This window comes from Pseudomonas fluorescens, assembly GCF_018614775.1.
Taxonomy (GTDB): Bacteria; Pseudomonadota; Gammaproteobacteria; order Pseudomonadales; family Pseudomonadaceae; genus Aquipseudomonas; species Aquipseudomonas fluorescens_BY.
The window spans coordinates 134,340-158,474 of the sequence record NZ_JAGGOF010000048.1 but is presented as its reverse complement, the minus strand read 5'-3'; the positions used below and the strand labels follow the sequence as shown (position 1 = coordinate 158,474).

23 protein-coding genes and 1 other RNA gene are annotated in these 24,135 nt (G+C 61.9%); 14 read left to right on the top strand and 10 right to left on the bottom strand.

Annotation, left to right across the window (positions count from 1 at the left end):
* Positions 1–95: 95 nt before the first annotated feature.
* Entirely contained in the window at positions 96–764 is a 669-nt protein-coding gene (locus J7E36_RS14250; protein ID WP_215003908.1) for a gamma-glutamylcyclotransferase, read from the top strand.
* On the opposite strand, the gene glpT is transcribed toward J7E36_RS14250, so the two are convergent.
* Both glpT and J7E36_RS14240 read right to left on the bottom strand, forming a co-directional pair.
* Positions 740–2,089 (bottom strand): glycerol-3-phosphate transporter, encoded by a 1,350-nt coding sequence (gene glpT, locus J7E36_RS14245; protein WP_215003906.1) that lies wholly within the window; start codon positions 2,087–2,089, stop codon positions 740–742. The genes J7E36_RS14250 and glpT overlap by 25 nt on opposite strands.
* A gap of 256 nt (positions 2,090–2,345) precedes the next feature.
* Positions 2,346–3,323, bottom strand: coding sequence for an NADPH:quinone oxidoreductase family protein (locus J7E36_RS14240; protein ID WP_215003904.1), 978 nt, complete (start codon positions 3,321–3,323; stop codon positions 2,346–2,348).
* 151 nt (positions 3,324–3,474) lie between these two features.
* On the opposite strand from J7E36_RS14240, the gene J7E36_RS14235 reads away from it, so the two are divergent.
* Positions 3,475–3,891, top strand: a complete 417-nt coding sequence (locus tag J7E36_RS14235; RefSeq protein ID WP_215003902.1) for a flagellar basal body-associated protein FliL — start codon at positions 3,475–3,477, stop codon at positions 3,889–3,891.
* Between the two features lie 126 nt (positions 3,892–4,017).
* Here the strand turns inward: J7E36_RS14235 and J7E36_RS14230 are convergent, their stop codons facing one another.
* Positions 4,018–4,470 (bottom strand): EVE domain-containing protein, encoded by a 453-nt coding sequence (locus J7E36_RS14230; protein ID WP_215003900.1) that lies wholly within the window; start codon positions 4,468–4,470, stop codon positions 4,018–4,020.
* Between the two features lie 193 nt (positions 4,471–4,663).
* Between J7E36_RS14230 and J7E36_RS14225 the strand changes: the two genes are divergently transcribed.
* Positions 4,664–4,810 (top strand): hypothetical protein, encoded by a 147-nt coding sequence (locus tag J7E36_RS14225; RefSeq protein ID WP_215003898.1) that lies wholly within the window; start codon positions 4,664–4,666, stop codon positions 4,808–4,810.
* Between the two features lie 38 nt (positions 4,811–4,848).
* Here J7E36_RS14225 and J7E36_RS14220 read toward each other — a convergent pair whose 3' ends face one another.
* From J7E36_RS14220 to J7E36_RS14205, 4 genes are all read right to left on the bottom strand, one after another.
* Positions 4,849–5,451, bottom strand: coding sequence for a 5-formyltetrahydrofolate cyclo-ligase (locus J7E36_RS14220; protein ID WP_215003896.1), 603 nt, complete (start codon positions 5,449–5,451; stop codon positions 4,849–4,851).
* A 115-nt stretch (positions 5,452–5,566) separates the two neighbouring features.
* Positions 5,567–5,746, bottom strand: a non-coding RNA gene (gene ssrS / locus J7E36_RS14215) — 6S RNA.
* 30 nt (positions 5,747–5,776) lie between these two features.
* Complete coding sequence (locus J7E36_RS14210) at positions 5,777–6,094, bottom strand: cell division protein ZapA (RefSeq protein ID WP_215003894.1); 318 nt, start codon at positions 6,092–6,094, stop codon at positions 5,777–5,779.
* Positions 6,091–6,300 carry a TIGR02449 family protein gene (locus J7E36_RS14205; protein ID WP_042731580.1) on the bottom strand — a complete coding sequence of 70 codons (210 nt, stop codon included), beginning with the start codon at positions 6,298–6,300 and terminating at the stop codon, positions 6,091–6,093. The genes J7E36_RS14210 and J7E36_RS14205 overlap by 4 nt, the downstream gene beginning before the upstream one ends.
* Positions 6,301–6,429: 129 nt before the next feature.
* Here J7E36_RS14205 and J7E36_RS14200 point away from each other — a divergent pair, with 129 nt between their 5' ends.
* The 8 genes from J7E36_RS14200 to gcvH all read left to right on the top strand — a co-directional run bounded on the left by J7E36_RS14200 (position 6,430) and on the right by gcvH (position 15,531).
* Complete coding sequence (locus J7E36_RS14200; RefSeq protein WP_215003892.1) at positions 6,430–6,984, top strand: YecA family protein; 555 nt, start codon at positions 6,430–6,432, stop codon at positions 6,982–6,984.
* A gap of 27 nt (positions 6,985–7,011) precedes the next feature.
* Positions 7,012–8,346 carry a Xaa-Pro aminopeptidase gene (gene pepP / locus J7E36_RS14195; protein WP_215003890.1) on the top strand — a complete coding sequence of 445 codons (1,335 nt, stop codon included), beginning with the start codon at positions 7,012–7,014 and terminating at the stop codon, positions 8,344–8,346.
* Positions 8,343–9,530, top strand: a complete 1,188-nt coding sequence (ubiH, locus tag J7E36_RS14190; RefSeq protein ID WP_215003888.1) for a 2-octaprenyl-6-methoxyphenyl hydroxylase — start codon at positions 8,343–8,345, stop codon at positions 9,528–9,530. Before pepP ends, ubiH begins: the two co-directional genes overlap by 4 nt.
* 67 nt (positions 9,531–9,597) lie before the next feature.
* On the top strand, positions 9,598–10,815 hold the full coding sequence (locus tag J7E36_RS14185; protein ID WP_215003948.1) for a 2-octaprenyl-3-methyl-6-methoxy-1,4-benzoquinol hydroxylase: 1,218 nt from the start codon (positions 9,598–9,600) through the stop codon (positions 10,813–10,815).
* Between the two features lie 216 nt (positions 10,816–11,031).
* A complete protein-coding gene (locus tag J7E36_RS14180; protein WP_215003886.1) occupies positions 11,032–12,036 on the top strand; it encodes an extracellular solute-binding protein in 1,005 nt (334 codons plus the stop codon).
* A 200-nt stretch (positions 12,037–12,236) separates the two neighbouring features.
* On the top strand, positions 12,237–13,853 hold the full coding sequence (locus J7E36_RS14175; RefSeq protein WP_215003884.1) for an ABC transporter permease: 1,617 nt from the start codon (positions 12,237–12,239) through the stop codon (positions 13,851–13,853).
* A 156-nt stretch (positions 13,854–14,009) separates the two neighbouring features.
* A complete protein-coding gene (gene gcvT / locus J7E36_RS14170; protein ID WP_215003882.1) occupies positions 14,010–15,092 on the top strand; it encodes a glycine cleavage system aminomethyltransferase GcvT in 1,083 nt (360 codons plus the stop codon).
* 52 nt (positions 15,093–15,144) lie between these two features.
* On the top strand, positions 15,145–15,531 hold the full coding sequence (gene gcvH / locus J7E36_RS14165) for a glycine cleavage system protein GcvH (RefSeq protein WP_215003880.1): 387 nt from the start codon (positions 15,145–15,147) through the stop codon (positions 15,529–15,531).
* 174 nt (positions 15,532–15,705) lie between these two features.
* On the opposite strand, the gene J7E36_RS14160 is transcribed toward gcvH, so the two are convergent.
* The 3 genes from J7E36_RS14160 to J7E36_RS14150 form a co-directional block, all read right to left on the bottom strand.
* Positions 15,706–16,023 (bottom strand): DUF2388 domain-containing protein, encoded by a 318-nt coding sequence (locus J7E36_RS14160; RefSeq protein ID WP_215003878.1) that lies wholly within the window; start codon positions 16,021–16,023, stop codon positions 15,706–15,708.
* 88 nt (positions 16,024–16,111) lie between these two features.
* Positions 16,112–17,896 carry a GspE/PulE family protein gene (locus tag J7E36_RS14155; protein ID WP_215003876.1) on the bottom strand — a complete coding sequence of 595 codons (1,785 nt, stop codon included), beginning with the start codon at positions 17,894–17,896 and terminating at the stop codon, positions 16,112–16,114.
* A gap of 268 nt (positions 17,897–18,164) precedes the next feature.
* Positions 18,165–19,532, bottom strand: a complete 1,368-nt coding sequence (locus J7E36_RS14150) for an inorganic triphosphatase (protein WP_215003874.1) — start codon at positions 19,530–19,532, stop codon at positions 18,165–18,167.
* Positions 19,533–19,689: 157 nt separating this feature from the next.
* On the opposite strand from J7E36_RS14150, the gene argE reads away from it, so the two are divergent.
* The 3 genes from argE to J7E36_RS14135 all read left to right on the top strand — a co-directional run bounded on the left by argE (position 19,690) and on the right by J7E36_RS14135 (position 24,077).
* Positions 19,690–20,847, top strand: coding sequence for an acetylornithine deacetylase (gene argE / locus J7E36_RS14145; RefSeq protein WP_215003872.1), 1,158 nt, complete (start codon positions 19,690–19,692; stop codon positions 20,845–20,847).
* Between the two features lie 131 nt (positions 20,848–20,978).
* Positions 20,979–22,277, top strand: a complete 1,299-nt coding sequence (argA, locus tag J7E36_RS14140; protein WP_215003870.1) for an amino-acid N-acetyltransferase — start codon at positions 20,979–20,981, stop codon at positions 22,275–22,277.
* Between the two features lie 462 nt (positions 22,278–22,739).
* Complete coding sequence (locus J7E36_RS14135) at positions 22,740–24,077, top strand: OprD family porin (RefSeq protein WP_215003867.1); 1,338 nt, start codon at positions 22,740–22,742, stop codon at positions 24,075–24,077.
* Positions 24,078–24,135 lie beyond the last annotated feature (58 nt).

Below are 24,135 nucleotides of genomic sequence, written 5' to 3'. Positions count from 1 at the left end.
GATGGCATTTAACTTGCCTTGATCCCAATAAACGTCAACTGAATGACGAGCGCCCCTTCACATTCCAAACCGCGAGGAGCCAGACGCTACCGGCCATGAGCGCAATCGAATCCGCCATTACCTGTGCCCTCTACCCGCCACGGTTGAACTTGGGGGCGAAGCTGACCCGTGAGCAATTGCTCGCCTCGATGCAGTCGACCATGAGTCTTCACAACGGTGGGCCGGTGTGGCTGTTCGCCTATGGGTCATTGATCTGGCGGCCCGAATGCACGGCGGTGGAGCGGGTGCGCGGACGGGTCCACGGTTATCATCGCGGCTTGTATCTGTGGTCTCACGAACATCGTGGCACCCCGGAGTTGCCTGGCTTGGTGTTCGGGCTGGATCGTGGCGGTTCGTGCAGCGGCTTCGCTTATCGCCTGCCAGAGGAGAATCTCGAGGACTCGCTGTTTGCCCTGTGGCAACGCGAGATGCCGGTGCCGTCCTATCGTCCTCACTGGCTCAGTTGCCGTCTCGAGGATGGCAGCCGCGTACAGGCCCTTGGGTTCGTGCTGGAACGGCACCTGCCCAGCTATGCCGGCAACTTGCCGGATCATGTGCTGAGCCAGGTGTTCGAAAGCGCCAGTGGGCGTTACGGCACCACTCGCGATTATGTCGAGCAGACCGTCCACGCTCTGCGCAGCCACGCCATGCCGGATCGGAATCTGGAGGCGCGGCTCAAGCGTTGCAGATCAGCCTTGGATCAGGCGACCGCTTCGCGGCTTTGACTGGCAACTTGCTTGTGCCACAGGGTTGGCGCAAGGAAGGCCATTGACAGCAGGCAGGCGCCAACCAACAGCACAAACCCGCCATCCCAACCGAAATGGTCCACGGTGTAGCCCATGGCAGCACTGGCCGCGACCGAGCCGCCCAGGTAACCGAACAGACCGGTGAAGCCTGCGGCGGTACCGGCGGCTTTTTTCGGCGCCAGCTCCAGTGCCTGCAAGCCGATCAGCATGACCGGGCCGTAGATCAGGAAACCGATGGACACCAGGGCGATCATGTCGACGGTCGGGTGGCCGGCCGGGTTCAGCCAGTACACCAGCGTTGCCACGGTCACCAGGGCCATGAACACCATGCCCGTCAGGCCACGGTTACCGCGAAAGATCTTGTCCGACATCCAGCCGCACAGCAGCGTGCCGGGAATGCCTGCCCACTCATAGAAGAAATATGCCCAGGAGCTCTTGTCCACCGTGAAGCCCTTGGCCTCCTTCAGGTACGTCGGCGCCCAGTCCAGCACGCCATAGCGCAGCAGGTAGACGAAAACGTTAGCCATGGCGATGTACCAGAGCATTTTGTTGCGCAGCACGTACTTGACGAAGATTTCCTTGGCGCTGAACTCGTTCTCGTGGCTCGCGTCGTACCCTTCCGGGTAGTCGTTCTTGTATTTCTCGATGGGTGGCAGGCCCACCGATTGCGGGGTGTCGCGCATGGTCACGAAGGCGAATACGGCAACGGCCAGCGCCACGGCAGCGGGCACATAGAACGCTGAGTGCCAGTCATTGAACCAGCCCATCCCCAGCAGGAACAACGGGCCGATCAGGCCGCCGCCGACGTTATGCGCCACGTTCCACATTGATACCACGCCGCCGCGTTCTTTCTGCGACCACCAGTGCACCATGGTCCGTCCACTGGGCGGCCAGCCCATGCCCTGAGCCCAGCCGTTGATGAACAGCAGGATGAACATCATGGTCACGCTGGACGTTGCCCAAGGCACGAAACCGAAGATGAACATCACGCCTGCCGACACCAGCAGGCCGAACGGCAGGAAGTAGCGCGGGTTGGAGCGGTCGGACACCAGGCCCATCAGGAATTTCGACAGGCCGTAGGCGATGGCAATGGCCGACATGGCCAAGCCCAATTGGCCTCGACTGTAGCCCTCGTCGATCAGGTAGGGCATGGCCAGGGAGAAATTCTTGCGCAGCAGGTAATAGCCGGCGTAGCCAAAGAAGATCCCGGCGAAAATCTGCCAGCGAAGGCGTCGATAGGTGCTGTCTATTTTTTCTTCAGGCAGGGTCGCCTGATGTGCGGCAGGACGAAAGAAAGCAAACATTCAAGGGCTCCAGTTTCTTGTTATGACTGCGGATGCGAATGTTACAGTTTCGTTACCGAAAATAGCATTGCTTCTCATCGCATAAACAGCGGAAATTTTCCCTAACGAATGTTCTTAAGTGAACATGTCGTTCAGGTGGAGCTGAAGGACGCTGTAGGAAATATCGCTTCAGGCGTTTTCACGCCTTGCATCGCGGTCTTTGGGGTGGGGCACGCCATTGGCGATCCGGCGCGGCAGGCCGGACCGCCATGACCCTTCAACGCACCTGCACGACCACTTTGCCCACTGCCTTGCGCTGTCCAAGGTCATTGATCGCTTGGGCAGCATTGCTCAGCGGATACACCTGCGAAACCAGCGGCTTGAGCTTGCCTTCGGCGAACCAGCCGAACAATTGCTGGAAGTTGGCGGCATTGTCCTGGGGCTGGCGCTGGGCGAAAGAGCCCCAGAACACCCCCATCACGGCGGCGCCCTTGAGCAGGGCCAGGTTCACCGGTAACTCGGGGATGCGTCCGCTGGCAAAGCCGACCACCAGCAGTCGGCCGTTCCAGGCAATGGCGCGGATGGCCTGGTCGAACAGATCGCCGCCCACCGGGTCGTAGATCACGTCGGCGCCCTGGCCATCGGTGAGGCGCTTGATCTCCTCCTTCAGGCTGGTTTCGCTGTAGTTGATCAATTCGTCAGCGCCGGCCGCCTTGGCCACGGCGAGTTTCTCGGCACTGCTGGCGGCGGCGATTACCCGGGCGCCCATGGCCTTGCCGATTTCCACCGCCGCGAGGCCGACGCCGCCGGATGCGCCAAGCACCAGCAGGGTTTCGCCGGACTGCAGATTGGCCCGTTGCTTGAGGGCGTGCATCGAGGTGCCATAGGTCATGCTGAAGGCGGCTGCGGTGTTGAAGTCCATGGACACCGGGATCGGCAGCACGTTGTAGCCGGGCACCGCGACCTGTTCGGCAAAGCTGCCCCAACCGGTAAGCGCCATCACGCGGTCACCGACTTTCAGGTGGCTGACCTTTTCGCCGACGGCACTGACGACGCCCGCCGCTTCCCCGCCGGGAGAAAACGGGAAGGGCGGCTTGAACTGATATTTGCCCTCGATGATCAGCGTGTCAGGGAAATTCACCCCGGCGGCGTGCACCTCCAGCAGTACCTCATTTTTTTTCGCAACGGGGCTGGCGACGTCTTCCAGCACCAGCGATTCGGCGGGGCCGAATTCTTTGCACAGCACGGCTTTCATCAGGGCTATTCCTTTGGGAGTGATGGCCGATAAGTGTAGGTGTGAGAGTCAACGGGTCAACGAGCATGCCCCACCCTGATAGCCGGCCATAAGCTTGTGCTTGAACGGCGGGTCGGTATGCTGGGCCGCAAAATCGGATGAGGAGTCGAATGTGAAAGCGTGGATCATGTTGATGCTGGCCCTGTCATTGCCAGTGGCCGCGATGGCCGAAGAGGCCAAGGAAGCGAAAGAAGGCGAGGCGCCGAAGGTCAGTTACCTCACCCTGAGCCCGCCATTCGTGGGCAACTATGGCCTGGACGGTACGGCGAAGCTGAAGGTTTACAAGGCCGACGTGGCTCTGCGCGTCACCGGTGAAGCCGCTGCTGCTGCGGTGAAGGCCAACGAACCGCTGATTCGCAATCAGCTGGTGGCATTGTTTGCCCAGCAGACCACCGAGACGATGAATAGCCTGGAGGCCAAGGAAAAGTTGCGCCAGGAAGCGTTGAAGCAGACCCAGCAGGTGATGAACGATGAGACAGGCAAGCCGATGGTGGATGATCTGTTGTTCAACAACTTGATCATTCAGTAAAGCTTCTATCGTCTGGGCGGGCCTCATCGCGAGCAGGCTCGCTCCCACAGGGGGATCTTCATTGAAGGGGGATCCAGTGTGGGAGCGAGCCTGCTCGCGATGGCGGACTGAAGGGCGCCAGGAGATCTAGGGCTTGAGCGCAACCACTGCCGCCCACTGCTGCGCCGTCACCGGCATTACCGACAGCCGCGAGCCTTTCTGCACCAGTGGCATCTCGGCCAGCGCAGCCTGTTGCTTGAGGTAATCGAGCTTCAACACGTGAGCGAATGTCTCGACGTGAGCGACGTCAATGGCGGTCCAGGGGTTTTTATCCGGGCTGGCCTTGGGGTCGTGGTAATGGCTGTCAGGTTCCAGCGCCGTTGGATCGGGGTAGGCCGCCCGGACGATCCGCCCGATCCCGGCAATACCTGGCTCCGGGCAACTGGAGTGGTAGAAGAAGAACGGGTCGCCAACGGCCATGGCCCTTAGAAAGTTGCGCGCCTGGTAGTTACGGACCCCGTCCCAGCGCGCCGAGCCGAGCTTTTCCAGGCCTTGGATGGACAATTCGTCGGGCTCGGATTTCATCAGCCAATAGGCCATGACCTCTACTCCTGGGCGGTGTACTGAAAATAGTTCAGCGATTTTATGACAAACCGACAGTCGGTTGACGCCAGAGTTTGCGTGTCGCTGCAGGTTGCCGCAAAATGCCGGCCTCCAAGCTTGACGCTGCTGCACGGCCAATAAGAAAACCGCTGCTGTCATCGTGTGTGATATGCCTTGAGGGGGGCAATCGATGAAACGCAAACCGGATTTGTTGTGGATTCTGGTCATTTTGTTCGGTCTGGGTGTCGTGACCACCGGTTACGCCCAAAGCCTGTGGACCAACAAGACCGAGGCGCCAATGGACATTACCCAGCCCGCGCCCACGCTCAAACGCTGAGCCGGTGTTCCAGGCGCCGCTGATTGTCGCGGCGTCTGTCATGCAATATACCAATGCCTGTCGCTGACCGTGCCCTGTAGCGGTACGTCCCAGCTTGCCTGTGGCAATCGTTCGATCTTCTGACACTCATGGGCCAGCCCCAGCAGCGTCGGCTTGCGCCATTGTCTGCGTCGCGCCAGGTACGCCAGGCTGCGGTCATAGAAGCCGCCACCCATGCCCAGCCGGCCTCCGGCATCGTCAAACCCCACCAGCGGCAACAACACCAGGTCCAGCGTCCAGACCTTGCGTTGCCGGGCGAGGTCCATCCGTGGTTCGAGGATACGAAACCGATTGGGGTGCAGCTGTTCGCCGGGTCGGATGCGTTGGAACACCATCTTGGTCCGCGGCCAGGGGCTGAGCACCGGCAGGTAGGTGGCCTTCCCCCGGCGCTGGGCAGCGCGCAGCAGCAGACGTGGGTCAATCTCGCCATCGTTGGGCAGGTACAGGGCGATGTGCCGGGCGCGGCGAAACAGCGGGTGCTGGGCCAGTTGCCGGTACAGCCCTTGGGCCGCTTGCCGCTGCTGGGCGGGCGTCAGGGCGCGACGGGCCTGGCGCAGCAGGCGTCGAAGTTGCGGGCGTGGTAGCAGCGCAGGTTCGGTCATGTCGGAGTTTCACGGAGTCGGCGATGGCACAGCGTAACCGCAAAACGGGACGCTCAGAAACGCCTTCACCAGAAACGACAACGCCAGTGCGTATGCACTGGCGTTGTCTGGGTTCAGGCTCCCCGGATGAACCGCTGTCGGCTTAGCCCTTGAACCCGAAAGTTCAAGGTGGAAGTTGCAGGGGGCGTTAAGGCTTTCCGTCAAGCGGACATGCACACCGGCCCCAACGTGCAACCTCCGTGGTTGTGCGTATCGGCTCAGGGACATCACCAACTGGCAAGCACCCCAGGGAGTGACGCAAGTATACCCCAGGCTGCCTCGCGAATCAGCCTTTGCTGACGTCCGGATCGGTCGCGAGCACCAGATCCACCCGGTCGAGCAGGTCACGCACCTGTTCGCGGGTCGAGCCACTGATCTGAACGTCCGGCGTATCCTGGCGATGCAGCAGGTCGTGGGTGATGTTCAAGGCGGCCATCACGGCGATGCGGTCGGCGCCGATGACTTTGCCGCTGCTGCGGATCTCGCGCATCTTGCCGTCCAGGTAACGGGCCGCGCTCACCAGGTTGCTGCGCTCTTCCTGGGGACAGATGATCGAATATTCTTTATCGAGGATCTGCACGGTAACGCTATTGCTTGAACTCATGAGTCTTGCTCCAGGGCCTTGAGGCGCGAAATCATCGATTCGACCTTACGCCGGGCGATTTCATTTTTTTCAATGAGGTGAGCGCGTTCCTCGCGCCAGGTTTTTTCCTGAGCTAATAAGAGTCCGTTCTGGCTTTTTAGTTGCTCGACCCGCTCAATTAGCAATTCGAGTCTGGCCATCAGCGCTTGCAGGTCGTTGTCTTCCATTGTGTCCACTGAAGAGGGTGTCTGATGGGGAATGCAGGTCGCACAGCCTCTGATAGTCTTGGCGAGGCTGGCGATGTAGGATACAAGGCCTCCATTCTAGACATAGCGCCGTCTGGCGCCTAGCTGCCCATGCCCATTCAGAATTCCCCGTATCAAGCGTTCGCCACCCTGCTGAGCACCAGCGGTCATCCTGTCTCGCCTGCCGAATTGCATGGCCTGCTGCTCGGTCGCAGCTGCGCCGGCGCCGGTTTCGAAGTCGACGGCTGGTTGGCCGACGCGGCCGAGCTGCTCGAAGGCGAGCCGGCAGACAACGTCCGTAATGCGCTTGTCGGCCTGCAGGAAATGGTCAAGGGTGAGCTGACCAGCGACGACATGACCGTCGTCCTGTTGTTGCCCACCGACGACGCCCCGTTGGCCGAGCGTGCCGTTGCACTGGGCCAGTGGTGCCAGGGTTTCCTCGCCGGTTTCGGCCTGACCCGCCGCGAGTACGCGTTGAGCGACGAGGCGAAGGAAGTGTTGCAGGACCTGGCCGCGATTTCCCAGGTCCAGGATGCCCTGGAAGAATCCGATGACGGCGAAAGCGACTACATGGAAGTGATGGAGTACCTGCGGGTCGCGCCATTGCTGCTGTTCACCGAGACGAAGAAAACCTCGGAACCGGCCGCCAAGCCGTCCTTGCACTGATTGCTTGAAAGGGAACACCGTTTGCCCATGATTCATATCCCGAAAGCGGAATACGGCCGTCGCCGCAAGGCCCTGATGGCGCAGATGGAGCCCAACAGCATCGCAATCCTGCCCGCCGCCGCCGTTGCGATCCGCAACCGTGACGTCGAGCATGTCTACCGTCAGGACAGCGATTTTCAATACCTCAGCGGCTTTCCCGAGCCGCAAGCGGTGATCGTACTGATGCCTGGTCGAGCCCATGGCGAATACATTCTGTTCTGTCGCGAGCGCAACGCCGAGCGCGAATTATGGGACGGCCTGCGCGCCGGCCAGGAAGGGGCGATTCGTGACTATGGCGCCGACGACGCATTCCCCATTACCGATATCGACGACATCCTGCCCGGCCTGATCGAAGGCCGTGACCGGGTGTACTCGGCCATGGGCAGCAACCCGGAGTTCGACCGGCACCTGATGGAGTGGATCAACGTGATTCGCTCCAAGGCCAACCTCGGCGCCCAGCCGCCGAACGAATTCGTTGCCCTGGATCACCTGTTGCACGACATGCGCCTGTATAAATCGGCGGCAGAAGTGAAGGTGATGCGCGAGGCGGCGCGGATTTCCGCCCAGGCCCACATCCGGGCGATGCAAGCGGCGCGTCCGGGTCTGTACGAATACAGCCTCGAGGCCGAGCTGGATTACGAATTCCGCAAGGGCGGGGCGAAAATGCCTGCTTACGGCTCGATTGTCGCGGCGGGGCGCAACAGCTGCATCCTGCACTACCAACAGAATGACGCGTTGCTCAAGGATGGCGACCTGGTACTGATCGACGCCGGTTGTGAAATCGACTGCTATGCCAGTGACATCACCCGGACCTGGCCGGTCAACGGCACGTTTTCGCCCGAGCAGAAAGCGATCTACGAAGTAGTACTCGCGGCCCAGGAAGCGGCGTTCGCCGAAATCGCCCCGGACAAGCATTGGAACCAGGCCCATGAAGCCACGGTCCAGGTCATCACCGAGGGCTTGGTGCGCCTTGGGCTGCTGGAGGGCGAGGTGGATGAATTGATCGCGAGCGAAGCCTATCGGGCCTTCTACATGCACCGCGCCGGTCACTGGCTGGGCATGGATGTGCATGATGTGGGTGAGTACCGGGTCGGCGGCGAGTGGCGGGTCCTGGAAGTCGGCATGACGCTGACGGTGGAGCCGGGCATCTACATCAGCCCGAATAACCGCAGCGTGGCGAAAAAATGGCGTGGCATTGGCGTGCGCATCGAGGATGACGTGGTAGTGACCAAGACCGGTTGTGAAATCCTGACCCGCGGCGTGCCGAAAACGGTCGCCGAGATCGAGGCCCTGATGGCTGCCGCCCGGACGCAAGCGGCATGAGCCGGGTCAACCTGGCCATCGTTGGTGGCGGTCTGGTCGGCGCGAGTCTGGCCCTGGCCCTGCAAGCCGGCGCCAAGGCCCGGGGCTGGAAGATCATGCTGATCGAGCCCTTTGCCCCCGGCGACGCCTGGCAGCCAAGTTACGATGCCCGTTCCTCGGCATTGTCCTATGGCTCCCGGCAGGTTTATCAGCGCCTGGGTGTCTGGCAGGAGATTTCCCGTCGCGCCGAGCCGATCAAGCAGATCCATGTGTCCGACCGTGGACGGTTTTCCACGGCGCGCTTGTCGGCGATGGAAGAAGGCGTGCCGGCGCTGGGTTATGTAGTGGAAAACGCCTGGCTCGGTCAGTGCCTGTGGCAGGGCCTGGACAAGGACGTGGTGAGTTGGCGCTGTCCGGCGCAGGTGACCCGGATGGAGCCGCTGGTTGGCGGCTACCGCCTGACCCTCGACGACGAAACCACCCTGGCATGCGACCTCGCCGTATTGGCCGACGGTGGCCGTTCCGGGTTGCGGGAGCAGCTGGGCATTGGCGTGCGCAATCGACCTTATGACCAGAGCGCGCTGATCGCCAACCTCACCCCCAGCGAAGCCCATAACGGCATGGCTTTCGAACGCTTCACCGATGACGGCCCGATGGCCTTGCTGCCACTGCCGGAGAACCGTTGCGCGCTGGTCTGGACCCGTCAGGGCATGGATGCGCAACGGTTGGCGGCCCTCGACGAGCGCAGCTTCCTCAGCGAATTGCAGGGCGTGTTCGGCTATCGCCTGGGTACGCTCAAGCAGGTCGGCGTGCGCCATCTGTATCCGCTGGCACTGGTCGAGGCCGAAGAACAGGTACGCCCGCACCTGGCAATCCTGGGCAACGCCGCCCACAGCCTGCATCCGATTGCTGGCCAGGGGTTCAACCTGTCCCTGCGCGATGCCCAGGCCTTGGCCGAGGCCCTGCTCGACAGCGACCGCGAGCCCGGCGACTTTGCCGTGTTGCAAGCCTATCGCGAGCGCCAGCGCATGGACCAGGCGCTGACCGTCGGGTTCTCCGACCAGGTCACGCGCCTGTTCAGCAGCAACCTGCCGCTGGTGTCCCTGGGGCGTAACCTTGGCCTGTTGGGCCTCGACCTGCTGCCCCCGGCCAAGCGCTGGTTTGCTCGCCAGGCCATGGGCCTGGGGACTCGACCCGATGTGTAGGCCAGCGATTGATCCTTCTTTCCACGGGCGGCGCTTGTCGTCCGCACAACAGGCTTAAAGCATGGAATTGCGTGCAGATCTGCTGATTGTCGGTGCCGGTATGGTCGGCAGCGCCCTGGCGCTGGCGTTGCAAGGCAGTGGCTTGCAAGTGTTGCTGCTGGACGGCAGCCCGATGAGCGTCAAGCCCTTTGAACCCCAGGCCGCATTCGAGCCCAGGGTCAGTGCCTTGTCGGCGGCCAGCCAGCGGATCCTCGAACGGCTGGGCGTCTGGGACGGCATCACCGCCCGGCGTGCCAGCCCTTATACCGATATGCACGTCTGGGACGGTAGCGGCACTGGGCAGATCCATTTTTCGGCGCAAAGCCTGCATGCCGATGTCCTGGGACACATTGTCGAGAACCGTGTCGTGCAAGACGCCTTGCTGGACCGTTTGCATGACTGTGACCTGGGTTTGCTGGCCAACGCACGACTCGAGCAGATGCGCCGTTCCGGCGATGACTGGCTGCTGACCCTGGCCGATGGCCGCACCTTGCGCGCACCGCTGGTCATCGCCGCCGATGGTGCGAACTCCGCGGTGCGCCGCCTGACGGGAGTCGCTACGCGAGAGTGGGATTACCTGCATCACGCCATCGTCACCAGCGTACGCTGTGTCCGGCCGCATCGCCTGACGGCCTGGCAACGCTTCACCGACAACGGCCCGCTGGCGTTCCTGCCATTGGAGCGCGACGGCCAGCACGACTGGTGTTCGATCGTCTGGTCCACCACCCCCGGCGAAGCGCAGCGCTTGATGGCGCTTGAAGACAGCGATTTCTGCAGGGAGCTGGAACGAGCGTTCGAAGGCCAGCTCGGTACGGTGCTGAGCGCCGACTCGCGCCTGTGCGTGCCGCTGCGCCAGCGCCATGCCAAGCGCTACGTGGCTGAGGGCCTGGCGCTGATCGGCGATGCGGCCCACACCATTCATCCGCTGGCCGGGCAGGGCGTAAACCTGGGTTTCCTCGACGCTGCCATGCTGGCCCAGGTGCTTCTACAGGCGGCCGCGCGCGGTGAACGGTTGGCGGACGTCAAGGTGTTGAGCCGCTATGAGCGTCGACGCATGCCCCATAATCTGGCGCTGATGGCGGCCATGGAGGGGTTCGAGCGGTTGTTCCAGGCCGATCCATTGCCGGTGCGCTGGTTGCGTAACACCGGTTTGAAGCTGGTGGACCGGATGCCCGAGGCCAAGGCGCTGTTCGTGCGCGAGGCGTTGGGGTTGATTGGGGATTTGCCGGATCTGGCCAAGGCCTGAGATCTGGGGGTGGGGCTTATGGCCCTATCGCGAGCAGGCTCGCTCCCACATGGATTGCTTTCTCCTGTGGGAGCGAGCCTGCTCGCGATGAGGCCGGTACAGGCACTGCACTTCCACTTGTCGCAACATTTGGAAATGTGTCCGCCCACTGTTCGATTGAGATGCCAAATGTGAGTCCTTATCATTTGCGCACTTCACAATCGAGAGACCGCTCCCATGTCGGCACCCAAGCGCCTGCTATCCGCCCTCGCTCTGGCCCTGATCGGCGCCACAGCCGCCCAGGCCGCCGATGAGGTGGTGGTCTACTCCTCGCGTATCGATGAACTGATCAAACCCGTCTTCGATGCCTATACGAAGAAAACCGGTGTCTCGGTGAAGTTCATCACCGACAAGGAAGCGCCGTTGATGCAGCGGATCAAGGCCGAAGGCGAAAACGCCACCGCCGACCTGCTGCTCACCGTTGATGCCGGCAACCTTTGGCAGGCCGAGCAGATGGGCATTCTCCAGCCGTTCACCTCTGCGCTGATCGACGCCAACATCCCCCCTCAATACCGTGCGTCCTCCCACGCCTGGACCGGCTTGAGCCTGCGGGCGCGGACCATTGTCTATTCCACCGACCGGGTCAAACCTCAGGAGCTCTCTACCTACGAGGCCCTGGCGGATCAGCAGTGGGAAGGTCGCCTGTGCCTGCGCACGTCGAAAAAGGTCTACAACCAGTCCCTGACCGCGACCCTGATCGAAAGCCATGGCGCGGAAAAAACCGAGGCGATCCTCAAGGGCTGGGTGCGTAACCTGTCCACCGACGTGTTCTCCGATGACACCGCGCTGCTTGAAGCCATCAACGCCGGGCAGTGCGACGTCGGTATCGTCAACACTTACTACTATGGCCGCCTGCACCAGCAGAAGCCGGATCTGAAGGTAAAGCTCTTCTGGCCGAACCAGGCTGACCGCGGCGTGCACATCAACCTTTCGGGCATTGGCTTGACCAAACACGCACCGCATCCGCAAGCCGCGAAGAAACTGGTGGAATGGATGACCACGCCAGAGGCACAGAGCATCTTCGCCGACGTGAACCAGGAGTTCCCGGCCAACCCGACGGTTGCACCGTCCAGGGAAGTGGCGGCCTGGGGCACCTTCAAGGCCGACACCTTGCCGGTGGAAGTCGCGGGTAAACGCCAGGCCGAGGCCATTCGCATGATGGATCGGGCTGGGTGGAACTGAGCCTTCTGGTGACGAAGTCCTTGCGCAACGGTAAGGCCGCTCACTCAATGATTGGAATGAGTCCGTGGCGAGGGAACTTGCTCCCGCTGGGCTGCGCAGCCGCCCTTTTTTGTAAGCGCTGCGCACTCAAGCGGGCGTAAGCTCCCTCGCCACAGGGTTTCTATGCGCCTGCCCACGCATCATATGAACGAGCGTCTTCCTTGACCCACCCCGTCCAACGCCGCTGGTATCCCCTGGCCTTCACCATTGCCGCGCTGGTCCTGTTGCCTTTGAGTGTGCTGCTGCTGTCCTGGCAAAGCATTGATCAGCAGATCTGGGCCCACCTGTGGGACACGCAAATGCCACGTTTGCTGGGCAACACGCTTACGCTGATCCTGGGCGTGGGTGTCGGGGTGACGTTGCTGGGCGTCAGTCTCGCCTGGCTCACCAGCCTGTGTGAGTTCCCTGGTCGACGTTGGCTCGACTGGGCATTGATGTTGCCGTTCGCGATTCCGGCCTATGTGCTGGCGTTTGTCTTTGTGGGCCTGCTGGACTTCGCCGGGCCGGTGCAGACGCTGATGCGTGAATGGTTCGGCAGTGGCCTGCGCCTGCCCCGGGTCCGGTCTACCGGTGGGGTGATCCTGGTTCTGGTGTTGGTCTTCTATCCTTACGTCTACCTGCTGGCGCGAAGCGCCTTCCTGGCCCAAGGCAAGGGCTTGATGGAAGCGGCGCGGGTCCTCGGGCAATCGCCATGGCAAGCGTTCTGGCGGGTGGCACTGCCGATGGCCCGGCCGGCCATCGGTGCCGGCGTGGCGTTGGCGTTGATGGAAACCCTGGCGGATTTTGGCGCGGTGTCGGTGTTCAACTTCGACACCTTCACCACGGCGATCTACAAGACTTGGTACGGCTTTTTCAGCCTTTCCAGTGCAGCCCAACTGGCGAGCCTTCTGTTGCTGGCGGTAATGCTGGTGCTCTACGGCGAGCGCCGGGCCCGTGGTGCCCAGCGCGCCAGCAACGAGCGGCCCCGGGTCAAGGCGCTGTACCCCTTGCGCGGCCTCAAGGCCGTGGCCGCCAGCAGTTGGTGCTTGCTGGTGTTCGCCTGTGCGTTTGTCATTCCGATGCTGCAGCTGGTGGTGTGGTTCTGGCAGCGCGGGCGATTCGACTTGGACGAGCGCTATGCCGGGTTGATCGTCCACACCCTCTACCTGGGCGGCCTGGCGGCGCTGGTCATTGTTTGCGTCGCCCTGTTGCTGGCGTTCGCCCGGCGTCTGGCGCCGACCCGCCCGATTCGCTCCGCGGTGGCCCTGGCAAACCTGGGTTATGCCTTGCCCGGTTCGGTACTGGCGGTGTCGATCATGCTTGCCTTCAGCTATCTGGACCGCGAGTGGGTCATTCCGCTGTCCACCTTGCTTGGCGGTGCGGGCAAACCGTTGTTGCTGGGCAGCCTGTCGGCGCTGTTGCTGGCGTATCTGGTGCGCTTCCTGGCCGTGGCGTACGGTCCTCTGGAAAGCAGCCTGGCGCGCATTCGTCCGTCACTGCCCGAAGCAGCACGCAGCCTTGGGGTCAGTGGGCCACGACTGTTTTTCAAAGTGTATCTGCCGTTGCTGTTGCCCGGCACATTGAGCGCGGCGTTGCTGGTGTTTGTCGACGTGCTCAAGGAAATGCCCGCGACCCTGCTGATGCGCCCGTTCGGCTGGGACACGCTGGCGGTGCGGATCTTTGAAATGACCAGCGAAGGCGAATGGGCCCGGGCCGCGTTGCCAGCCCTGACCCTGGTACTGGTCGGGTTGTTGCCGGTCATCGGATTGATCCGACGTTCGGCCCATCGAATTGGCTAGGTGCCAGTCCTACATCATGCGGCTACAATGCGCGGCATTCGGTGCGGTCCGTCCGTCGGACCGGGTAGCTGAGAGCGGCTCAAGCGCCTTTTTTTCCAGGTGTTGGCGCTGTGCAGTATCCGCCCGCACCTTCGCCAAGCCCGGAAGGAGAAACCCATGGGACAGCGTACGCCTCTGTATGACCTTCATCTCGCCCTCGGCGCGAAGATGGTCGATTTTGGCGGTTGGGATATGCCTTTGCATTACGGCTCGCAAGTCGAGGAACACCATCAGGTGCGTCGCGACTGCGGTGTGTTCGATGTATCCCACATGACCGTGATCGATGTCGCCGGCTCCCAGGCCAAGGCGTGGTTGCAACGCCTGCTGGCCAATGACGTCGACCGCTTGCAGGGCGCAGGAAGTGCCTTGTACAGCACCATGCTCAATGAGCGCGGCGGCATTGTCGACGACATGATTGTCTACCGTGTCGAGGACGGCTACCGACTGGTCTTCAACGCCTCGACCCGTGACCAGGACCTGGCTTGGATGCACGCGCAGCTTGGCGAGTCCGACGTGCAACTGCATGAGCGTCCCGAGTTGGCGATGCTGGCAATCCAGGGGCCCCAGGCGCGGCAGAAAATTGCCGAGTTGGTCACCCAATCCCGTGGCCAGTTGATCCAGCAACTCAAACCCTTTGAAGGTCGCGCCGACGGCGAATGGTTCATCGCCCGCACCGGCTACACCGGTGAAGATGGCCTGGAAATCGTCCTGCCCGCCCAAGAGGCTCCGAGTTTCTTCAACGACCTGGTCGGGGCCGGTATTTCCCCCATTGGCCTCGGCGCTCGCGATACCTTGCGCCTGGAAGCCGGCATGAACCTGTATGGCCAGGACATTCACCAGGATGTTTCGCCCCTGGCCTCGAACATGGCCTGGAGCATCGGCTGGGAGCCGGCGAGCCGTCAGTTCATTGGCCGCGCCGCGCTGGAGGCCGAGCTCGCGGGCGGTGTGCAGCACAAACTGGTCGGGCTGGTACTGGAGGAGCGAGGTGTATTACGCGCTCATCAAGTGGTTCGCATCGCCGATGTTGGCGAAGGCGAGATCACCAGTGGTAGTTTTTCTCCTACGCTTAGCAAGTCAATCGCCCTGGCGCGCGTGCCGATGGCCACCGCCGACCGGGCCGAAGTAGAAATTCGTGGCAAGTGGTTCCCGGTACGGGTGGTCAAGCCGACCTTCGTCCGTCATGGTAAAACCCTGATCTAACTTTTTGCGGCAGGCCGCCGGCCGCTGACACTTTCTCTTGAGGACACCGAATATGAGCGATATCCCTGCCGAACTGCGTTTTGCCGAAAGCCACGAGTGGGCACGCCTGGAAACCGACGGCACCGTTACCGTCGGCATCTCCGACCACGCCCAGGAAGCCCTGGGTGACGTGGTGTTCGTCGAACTGACAGAGGTCGGCAATGTGTTCGAAGCTGGCGCTCAGGCCGGTGTGGTTGAGTCGGTCAAGGCAGCCTCCGATATCTACGCGCCGATTGCGGGCGAGGTGATTGCGGTCAACGATGAACTGGGCGGTTCGCCGGAACTGCTGAACTCCGACCCGTACGGCGCCTGGATCTTCAAGCTCAGGCCTGACAACGCAAAGGCTGACCTGGCCAATCTGCTGGATGCGGCAGGGTACAAGACCGCTATCGGCGAATAAACTCTGCACTTGTGGGAGCGAGCCTGCTCGCGATAGCGATGGATCAGCAGCACAGTGTTGACTGACACATCGCTATCGCGAGCAGGCTCGCTCCCACAGGGGGCCGGTACAGCCTTGGGCTACCGCCAGGCAAAAAAATGCCGCTCAATCGAGCGGCATTTTTCATGGGCTGGTTCAGTCCTGGGCGACGGCGTTTTTCGCCAGGATCGCATTGGCCAGTTCCATGTCGGTGGCTTGCAGGCCCGGGTTGTCGGCACGGACTCTCTGCATCGCGGCTTCCAGGTACGGGCCACGGATACCGCCGTCGCTGGCGACGAAGCTGCCGGCGTCGTCCTGGGCGGCGACGATCAGCTTGTGATCCTTGAAGGTCAGGTAAGTCGAACCGGTGGTCGCACCGGACGAGATGACGTTACGCCAAAACGAGTCGGCCATTGCCGAGCCGACAGGAAGAGACAGCAGGGCCAAGGTGGCAACAGCAAGTTTGAGACGCATGATAGGTGACTCCACTGGGTTAACTATGACTTTGGATTACCGCCGCCTCGATTCAGTTCCATGACCGCAGGGTCATGCATCGTCCGTCTTACCGCTGCTCGCTTTGCGGCGTCACCCGCAGCACCTCTTCAACCGTCGTCAGCCCGGCCGCGACTTTTTGTGCACCGGACAGCCGCAGGCTGCGCATGCCTTCCTTGAACGCCTGGCGTCGCACCGCCAGCAGGTCGGTGTCGGGGTGGATCAGGGCCTTGACGCTGTCGGTCAGTTGCATGATCTCGTAGACCCCGGCGCGGCCACGGTAGCCGGTGTCACGGCATTCCAGGCAGCCGACGGCCTGCTGGGCATTGCCCGGCAACGGTGCCTGCCAGGGCCGTGTGAGGGTTTGCCAGTCGTCTTCATCCAGGGTCAGGGGCGCCTTGCACTGGGGACACAGGGTACGCACCAGCCGTTGGGCCATGATGCCGAGCACCGTGGCCTTGATCAGGTAATGGGGCACACCGAGTTCCAGCAGGCGGCTGATGGCGCTCGGTGCATCGTTGGTGTGCAGCGTCGACAGCACCAGGTGCCCGGTCAGCGCCGCCTGGATCGCCATCTCGGCGGTTTCCAGGTCGCGGATCTCGCCGATCATGATGATGTCCGGATCCTGTCGCATCAGCGCCCGCACCCCGGCCGCGAACGTCAGGTCGATGTTGTGCTGGACCTGCATCTGGTTGAAGGAGCCTTCGACCATCTCGATCGGGTCCTCGATGGTGCAGAGGTTCACTTCTGGCGTCGCCAGTTTCTTGAGGGTGGTGTAGAGGGTGGTGGTCTTGCCGGAACCGGTGGGCCCGGTCACCAGGATGATGCCGTTGGGCTGGCGAGTCATGTCCTGCCAGCGGCGCAGGTCGTCGGCGGAGAAGCCGAGCTGGTCGAAATCCTTGAGCAGCACTTCCGGGTCGAAGATCCGCATGACCATTTTTTCGCCGAACGCCGTAGGCAGCGTCGACAGGCGCAATTCCACTTCGCCGCCGTCCGGGGTCTTGGTCTTGACCCGACCGTCCTGGGGTTTGCGTTTTTCCGCGACGTTCATCCGTCCGAGGTTCTTGAGGCGACTGATGATGGCCATCGTCACCTGCGGTGGGAACTGATAGACGGTGTGCAACACCCCATCGATGCGAAACCGCACGGTGCCTTGTTCGCGGCGCGGTTCGATGTGGATATCACTGGCTCGCTGCTGGAACGCGTACTGGAACAGCCAGTCGACGATGTTGACGATATGCGCGTCGTTGGCGTCCGGCTCCTGGTCGCTGGCGCCCAGGTTGAGCAACTGTTCGAAATTGGTCAGGTTGCTCGGCTGCTGGTCGCCCGTGGAGGCACCGCTGACTGATTTGGCCAGGCGATAGAACTCCACGCTCAGGCGCTGGATGTCCACCGGATTGGCAATCACCCGCTGGATCGGCAGCTTGAGCACGTGGGTCAGGTCGGCTTCCCAGCTGCTGACGTAGGGCTGGGCACTGGCCACGGTGACGGTGTCGCGATCGACCGCCACCGCGAGGATCTTGTGGCGCTGGGCGAAGGCGTAGGACATCAGGGGCGTCACGGCCGCGACGTTGATCTTCAGCGGGTCGATGCGCAGGTAAGGCTGGCCGGCCTGCTGGGCCAACCACAGGGTCAGGCTCTCGAGGTCCAGGCGCTTGCCGGGCCGGCTGAGATCATCCAGGTGCTGGTTGGCAATGAACTCCAGCGGATGCAGTTGGCTGGTGGCACTGTGGCGGCGGCGCGCGTTAAGCGCGGTTTCGGCGCAGTCCTGGCTGATGAGACCCTGGGCGACCAGTTGGCGCAGCAGATCGTTGAGGTCCAGCCAGCGGTCCTGAGTGGCGTGTTTGGTGGACATGCGGGTTCCTATTGGACAATTGCAGCAAAGCCGCGATACAGACGCCTTGGCGTCTTCGCTCTGTTTGCAAAAGAATAGTCCCGTCTTCGTAGACCGTTGGGCCACTACCCGACCAATGCGTTACCAGTTCTTGCCTCTGGCCCCTCAATCCTACGCCCCGACGGCCTCATCGCGAGCAGGCTCGCTCCCACACGGGGGCTTCAGCGAACACAATGAAGGTGTACGGCAGAGCCTCAATGTGGGAGCGAGCCTGCTCGCGATGGCGGCATCACAGACGCAACAACGTCTTCCAGGACCGATTCTGAAACACGGTGATCGCCTGTTGCTTGCGCGCATCCAGGGCTTCATCGGTGATGGGTTGGTTGGCCAATTGCGTCAGTTTGTTCAACTCGCCATAAAGCCGATCCATTTCCGGAATTTCCAGCACATGGCGGGCGTGGTGCAGCCAGGCCTGGATGCGTTCGATGCGCGGCAGTTGCTCGGCCAGGTCTTCCGGCTGCTGCTGGTAGCGTTGCAGTTGCAGGGACGTGGCCTCGTCACCCAGCAGGCGCGGTAGCCAGCTGGCCAGTTGCGCCGCGCCCTGGCGATTGCCACGGGTGTTGCGCTCGACGGCCCAACTGCGGGCCAGCAGCCAGCGTGAGGTATTGAGGGAAAACAGGCCCCAGCGTGGGTCTTGCAGTTCTTCAAGGAACTGCTCCGGCGCGGCCTTGCGCACGTCTTCGTCATCCAGGCCAGCCTGGACCAGCGGGCGCCAGTCTTCCAGCAGCGCGTCCAGGGCGACGCGCAAGTCGTGGGTCGATTGGCGCGGTGCGGCCTGGCCGAGGCTGCTGAGCAGGGCGCGCAGTTCGGCGAGGTTTTCTACCCAGTCCTGCAACAGGCGCCAGTGGCCGTTGAAACGGTACTGTTCGGCCAGGCGCTGGCTGCTGCCCAGCAAATGCCAGCTCAGGGCGGCGAAGGCGTCATCCAGCGGCGTTTCAGCGCTCAGTTGCGGGGCTGGCAGGCTCAGGGCATAGCTGCCCGCGTCATGCAGGCGATAACCACGTTCGGCCTTGCTGATGTCGCAGGGCATCAAGGGCAGGGTCGCGGCCAGCTCGGCGGCCAGTTCCAGCAGCGCGGCGGGCTCGCCTTCGCGCAGCTCCAGCTCCAGCTCGCAGATTTCTTCCTTCTGCTTGCCGACCACGACGTGGCCCAGGTCCAGCGCGGCCTCGATGACCACCTTGCTTTTGCCGCGGCCCCAGGCGATCTCGGCGCGCTCGCGAACGAAGTCGGTGGTGAAGATGGCCTTGAGGGTTTTCTTGTCCAGTTGGGCCAAGGCCTCGGGCCAGCATTCGCCGTCGAGTTTTTTCAGGTCGAGCTTGGCTTTGGGCAGGTGCCAGTCGTATTCGTTGCGCTCGGACAGGCCGGCGATGCTCTGGCCGCGGGTCTTGAGGGTCTGGATCACCTCTTCGCCGTCGCGACGCAGGCGCAGCGCAACCTTGGCCTTGGCGAGGTCGCGCTCAGGCGTGTCGAAGTACTGGTTCATCAGCTCATGGCGTTCCCAGCCATTTTTGTTACGTTTTTTCAGCAGCGGGTGCTCGCGCAAGGCTGCCAGGGTCTCGCGGCTGACGCGGAGTTTGATTTCGGTTTCTTTCTGCATGGCCGGAAAATCCAGGGATCGGGTGCGCAGCCGGGTAAGGTGTGGCTGCCAAGGTCGTGCAGTGTACAGGACTCATCCATCCTACGCGCCGCGACGGTTTATTCCTGGGCTTGGATGGTTCTATGATGGGCGTCAATTCGCAAGCCCGGAGTCAGCGATGCCTTTGCCGTCCATGAAAGATCAGTTCGCTGCCCTGATCGCCGCGCCGTCGGTCAGCTGTACCCAGCCCGGGTTGGACCAGTCCAACAGTGCCGTGATCGAGCTGCTGGCCGGGTGGCTCGGTGACCTGGGGTTTTCCTGCGATGTCCAGCAGGTCAGCCCCGGCAAATTCAACCTGCTGGCCAGTTTTGGCAGTGGTCCTGGTGGCCTGGTGCTCGCCGGGCACAGCGACACGGTGCCGTTCGACGGCGCGTTGTGGCAGACCGACCCGCTGAAACTCACCGAGGTCGATGGCCGCTGGGTTGGCCTGGGCAGTTGTGACATGAAGGGTTTCTTCGCCTTGGCCATTGAAGCGGTCAAGCCGCTGCTGGACCAGCCATTCCAGCAGCCGCTGCTGATCCTCGCCACCTGCGACGAAGAAAGCTCCATGGCCGGTGCCCGGGCCCTGGCCGATGCCGGACGTCCGTTGGGGCGCGCGGCCGTCATCGGCGAACCGACCGGTCTGCGCCCGATTCGCTTGCACAAAGGCGTGATGATGGAGCGCATCGATATCCTTGGGCGCAGCGGCCATTCCTCCGATCCGAGCCTGGGCCACAGCGCCCTCGAAGCGATGCACGATGCCATGGGCGAGCTGCGTGGCCTGCGCCTGCAATGGCAGCGTGAATTCCGCAACCCGCAGTTCACCGTGCCACAGCCGACCCTGAACTTTGGTTGCATCCATGGCGGCGATAATCCCAACCGGATCTGCGGCCAGTGTTCCCTGGAGTTCGACCTGAGACCCTTGCCGGGCATGGACCCGCAGGTGCTGCGGGCAGCGATCCAGCAGAAGCTCAACCCCATTGCCGAGCGACACAAAGTCAAGATCGACTACGCGCCGCTGTTCCCCGAAGTGCCGCCGTTCGAGCAGGCTGAAGATACCGAACTGGTGCGTGTGGCCGAGCGGCTCACCGGCTATCGCGCCGAAGCAGTAGCGTTCGGCACCGAAGCGCCTTATCTTCAGCGGCTTGGCTGTGAAACCCTGGTGCTCGGTCCCGGCGATATTGCCTGTGCCCACCAACCGGGTGAATACCTTGAAATGTCACGTTTGCAACCTACCGTACAGCTGTTGCGGCAGTTGATCGGTCATTACTGCCTGACGCCGGCCACCGCCGGCTGAATTGCCCGCTCGCGGGCCCGTATTCATGAGGAGAGCGCGCGTGTCGCCAAGCCTGTTCCGACGATAACCACCAGCCCGCTGTGTGTTCAGTCTGTCTTTTTTCGGCTGCTATTTATTACAGGCCCAGGTTCATGCCCGAATACGTTAATTGGCTTCGTCACGCTTCGCCCTATATCAATGCCCACCGTGATTGCACCTTCGTCGTCATGCTGCCCGGCGACGGGGTGGAACATCCCAACTTCGGCAACATCGTCCATGACCTCGTGCTGCTGCACAGCCTCGGCGTGCGCCTGGTGCTGGTCCATGGTTCGCGTCCGCAGATCGAAACCCGCCTCGCTGCCCGGGGCCTGACTCCGCATTACCATCACGGCATGCGCGTGACCGATGCCGCGACCCTGGAGTGCGTGATCGATGCGGTCGGCCAACTGCGCATCGCCATCGAGGCGCGCCTCTCCATGGACATGGCGTCATCGCCCATGCAGGGCTCGCGGCTGCGGGTCGCCAGCGGCAACCTGGTCACCGCACGGCCCATCGGCGTGCTGGAAGGCGTCGACTATCACCACACCGGTGAAGTGCGTCGGGTCGACCGCAAGGGCATCAATCGGTTGCTGGATGAGCGCTCCATTGTGCTGTTGTCGCCCTTGGGCTATTCGCCCACCGGAGAGATATTCAACCTGGCCTGTGAAGACGTCGCCACCCGCGCCGCCATTGAACTGGCGGCCGACAAGTTATTGCTGTTCGGCGCCGAACAAGGCTTGATCGGTGAAGATGGGCACCTGGTTCGCGAACTGCGTCCACAACAGGTGCCGGCCCACATGCAGCGCCTGGGCAGCGATTACCAGGCCGAGCTGCTTGATGCAGCGGCCCAGGCCTGCCGTGGCGGCGTCGCGCGCAGCCACATCGTCAGCTATGCCGAAAACGGCGCACTGCTGGCCGAACTGTTCACCCGCGATGGCAGCGGCACCCTGGTGGCCCAGGAACAATTTGAAGTGGTACGCGAAGCGGCCATCGAAGACGTCGGCGGCTTGCTGGACCTGATCAGCCCGCTGGAAGAGCAGGGGATCCTGGTTCGTCGCTCCCGCGAGGTGCTGGAGCGCGAGATCGAGCAGTTCAGCGTGGTCGAGCGCGAAGGGATGATCATCGCCTGCGCGGCGTTGTACCAGATCGCCGATTCGGACGCCGGGGAATTGGCTTGCCTGGCGGTGAACCCCGAATACCGCCATGGAGGCCGGGGCGACGAACTGCTGGAGCGGATCGAAACCCGCGCCCGCGCCCAAGGCCTCAAGACCCTGTTCGTGCTCACCACCCGGACCGCCCACTGGTTCCGCGAGCGGGGCTTCGAACCCAGCACGGTCGAGCGCTTGCCAGCGGCGCGGGCGTCGCTTTATAACTTTCAGCGCAACTCGAAAATTTTCGAGAAGCCCCTGTAGGGCATGACGCCCTGTTGCAGTGCGCAGGCTGCACTCTTTTTGACTTCAGACAGTGAATCGTCTGGGAAAAAGCGCTCAAGATCGCAGCCTGCCGCTATCCTTCGTCACAAAGCCAGGTTTTGCGGCTTTTCGCTGCCCCTGATGCACGCCCTGAAAACGTGCATGAAAAGGGCTGTTCAGTAATCCCGTAGTTGGCCGATACGCCGTATCTCAGTTTGACGAAGTTTTGATGACGCCTATATTTCAAAATAATCTGAAAACTGTTGAAACAATTCTTTTTGGAGTTATGCAGAATCCATTATTCTGCGCGCCGGTGTCGTTGGGTTAGACCATGGTCGTAAGCCCAAATGGTTACGATTGACTTGTCAGTCACGGTCTGGCGCTAATCGCGCATCGGCGGATTCCGGGCGTTCGAACCGGGACCAAAGAAACACAAGAATTAGAAAACGAGAGGAGCGAAGCATGAACAAGTCCACCTTGGCCCTGGCTGTGGCCGTTGGGGTTTTGGCGCAGCAGGCAGGCGCCGCCGGTTTTATCGAAGACAGCAAGGCCAGCATCACCGCCCGTAACTTTTACATCAATACCGACAACCGTGACGGCACTGCCAACCCTTCCAAGCAGGAAGAATGGGGTCAGGGTTTCATCTTCAACTTCGCTTCTGGCTACACTCAGGGCACCGTCGGCTTCGGCGTCGACGCTATTGGCCTGCTGGGTGTAAAGCTGGACTCAGGCAAGGGCACTGCCTACAACGCGAATAGCACCAATAAAGGCGGCACCGTTTTTCCAAGCGATGGCGATGGCCGTGCAGTAGACGACTTCAGCAGCCTGGGCCTGACGGCCAAGGCCAAGATCTCTAAAACCGAGCTGAAGCTGGGCACACTGATGCCTAAGCTGCCGGTCGTAACATCCAACGATGGTCGTCTGTTGCCTCAGACCTTCGAAGGTGGCCAGATTACTACCAATGATATCGATAACCTGACTCTGGTTGGCGGTAAGTTGGAACACGCCAAGGGGCGTAACTCGACCAACAATGATTCTCTGACCATCGCTGGCTCCAACGGTCCGAACTCTACTGCGACCTCCAACCAGCGTAGCAACGAGTTCTACTTTGCCGGTGGTGACTACAAAATCACCAAGGACCTGACCGCACAGTACTACTACGGCAACCTGGAAGACTTCTACAAACAGCACTTCCTGGGTCTTACCCACAACCTGGCTCTGCCAGTCGGTAGCCTGAAGAGTGATCTGCGTTACTTCAACAGTGACTCCGATGGCAAGAACGCCAGCCAGGAAGGTCGTCTGGCCGGCTATCGCTCCTCGGGCTTCCAGAACAATGGTGGCGAGGTAGACAACCGTACCTGGAGCGCCAAGTTCACCTATAGCCTGCAAGGTCACGCGCTGAGCGCAGGTTACCAGCGTGTAAACGGCACCAGCGACTTCCCATTCCTGAACCAAGGTGACGGCGCTTCGGCTTACCTGATCACCGACGTGCAGATCGGCAAGTTCCAGCGTGCCGGCGAGCGTACCTGGCTGGGCCAGTATGCTTATGATTTCGCCACTGTCGGTTTGCCAGGTCTGACCACTTCCGTGATGTATCTCAAGGGCGACAACGTTGCGACTTCCACTGGCGACAAAGGTGAGTGGGAGCGTGATTTCACCCTGGGCTACGTTGTTCCGGAAGGCACCTTCAAGGGCGTAGGTCTGACCTGGAAGAACGCTTCTCTGCGTTCCGAAGTGGCCAGCCAGCGTAACCAAGACGAGAACCGTCTGATCGTCAGTTACACGCTGCCGATCTTGTAATCCTGCTATAGAAAGCCCCACCCGTCATTGCGCCGGGTGGGGCTTTTTGCGTTTTGGA

What these genes read in the sequence shown, in the direction of transcription:
- J7E36_RS14250 (WP_215003908.1), top strand. Translation starts at nt 96, where the DNA reads ATGAGCGCAATCGAATCCGCCATTACCTGTGCCCTCTACCCGCCACGG.
- glpT (WP_215003906.1), bottom strand. Translation starts at nt 2,089, where the DNA reads ATGTTTGCTTTCTTTCGTCCTGCCGCACATCAGGCGACCCTGCCTGAA.
- J7E36_RS14240 (WP_215003904.1), bottom strand. Translation starts at nt 3,323, where the DNA reads ATGAAAGCCGTGCTGTGCAAAGAATTCGGCCCCGCCGAATCGCTGGTG.
- J7E36_RS14230 (WP_215003900.1), bottom strand. Translation starts at nt 4,470, where the DNA reads ATGGCCTATTGGCTGATGAAATCCGAGCCCGACGAATTGTCCATCCAA.
- J7E36_RS14225 (WP_215003898.1), top strand. Translation starts at nt 4,664, where the DNA reads ATGAAACGCAAACCGGATTTGTTGTGGATTCTGGTCATTTTGTTCGGT.
- J7E36_RS14220 (WP_215003896.1), bottom strand. Translation starts at nt 5,451, where the DNA reads ATGACCGAACCTGCGCTGCTACCACGCCCGCAACTTCGACGCCTGCTG.
- J7E36_RS14210 (WP_215003894.1), bottom strand. Translation starts at nt 6,094, where the DNA reads ATGAGTTCAAGCAATAGCGTTACCGTGCAGATCCTCGATAAAGAATAT.
- J7E36_RS14205 (WP_042731580.1), bottom strand. Translation starts at nt 6,300, where the DNA reads ATGGAAGACAACGACCTGCAAGCGCTGATGGCCAGACTCGAATTGCTA.
- J7E36_RS14200 (WP_215003892.1), top strand. Translation starts at nt 6,430, where the DNA reads ATGCCCATTCAGAATTCCCCGTATCAAGCGTTCGCCACCCTGCTGAGC.
- pepP (WP_215003890.1), top strand. Translation starts at nt 7,012, where the DNA reads ATGATTCATATCCCGAAAGCGGAATACGGCCGTCGCCGCAAGGCCCTG.
- ubiH (WP_215003888.1), top strand. Translation starts at nt 8,343, where the DNA reads ATGAGCCGGGTCAACCTGGCCATCGTTGGTGGCGGTCTGGTCGGCGCG.
- J7E36_RS14180 (WP_215003886.1), top strand. Translation starts at nt 11,032, where the DNA reads ATGTCGGCACCCAAGCGCCTGCTATCCGCCCTCGCTCTGGCCCTGATC.
- gcvT (WP_215003882.1), top strand. Translation starts at nt 14,010, where the DNA reads ATGGGACAGCGTACGCCTCTGTATGACCTTCATCTCGCCCTCGGCGCG.
- gcvH (WP_215003880.1), top strand. Translation starts at nt 15,145, where the DNA reads ATGAGCGATATCCCTGCCGAACTGCGTTTTGCCGAAAGCCACGAGTGG.
- J7E36_RS14160 (WP_215003878.1), bottom strand. Translation starts at nt 16,023, where the DNA reads ATGCGTCTCAAACTTGCTGTTGCCACCTTGGCCCTGCTGTCTCTTCCT.
- J7E36_RS14155 (WP_215003876.1), bottom strand. Translation starts at nt 17,896, where the DNA reads ATGTCCACCAAACACGCCACTCAGGACCGCTGGCTGGACCTCAACGAT.
- J7E36_RS14150 (WP_215003874.1), bottom strand. Translation starts at nt 19,532, where the DNA reads ATGCAGAAAGAAACCGAAATCAAACTCCGCGTCAGCCGCGAGACCCTG.
- argE (WP_215003872.1), top strand. Translation starts at nt 19,690, where the DNA reads ATGCCTTTGCCGTCCATGAAAGATCAGTTCGCTGCCCTGATCGCCGCG.
- argA (WP_215003870.1), top strand. Translation starts at nt 20,979, where the DNA reads ATGCCCGAATACGTTAATTGGCTTCGTCACGCTTCGCCCTATATCAAT.
- J7E36_RS14135 (WP_215003867.1), top strand. Translation starts at nt 22,740, where the DNA reads ATGAACAAGTCCACCTTGGCCCTGGCTGTGGCCGTTGGGGTTTTGGCG.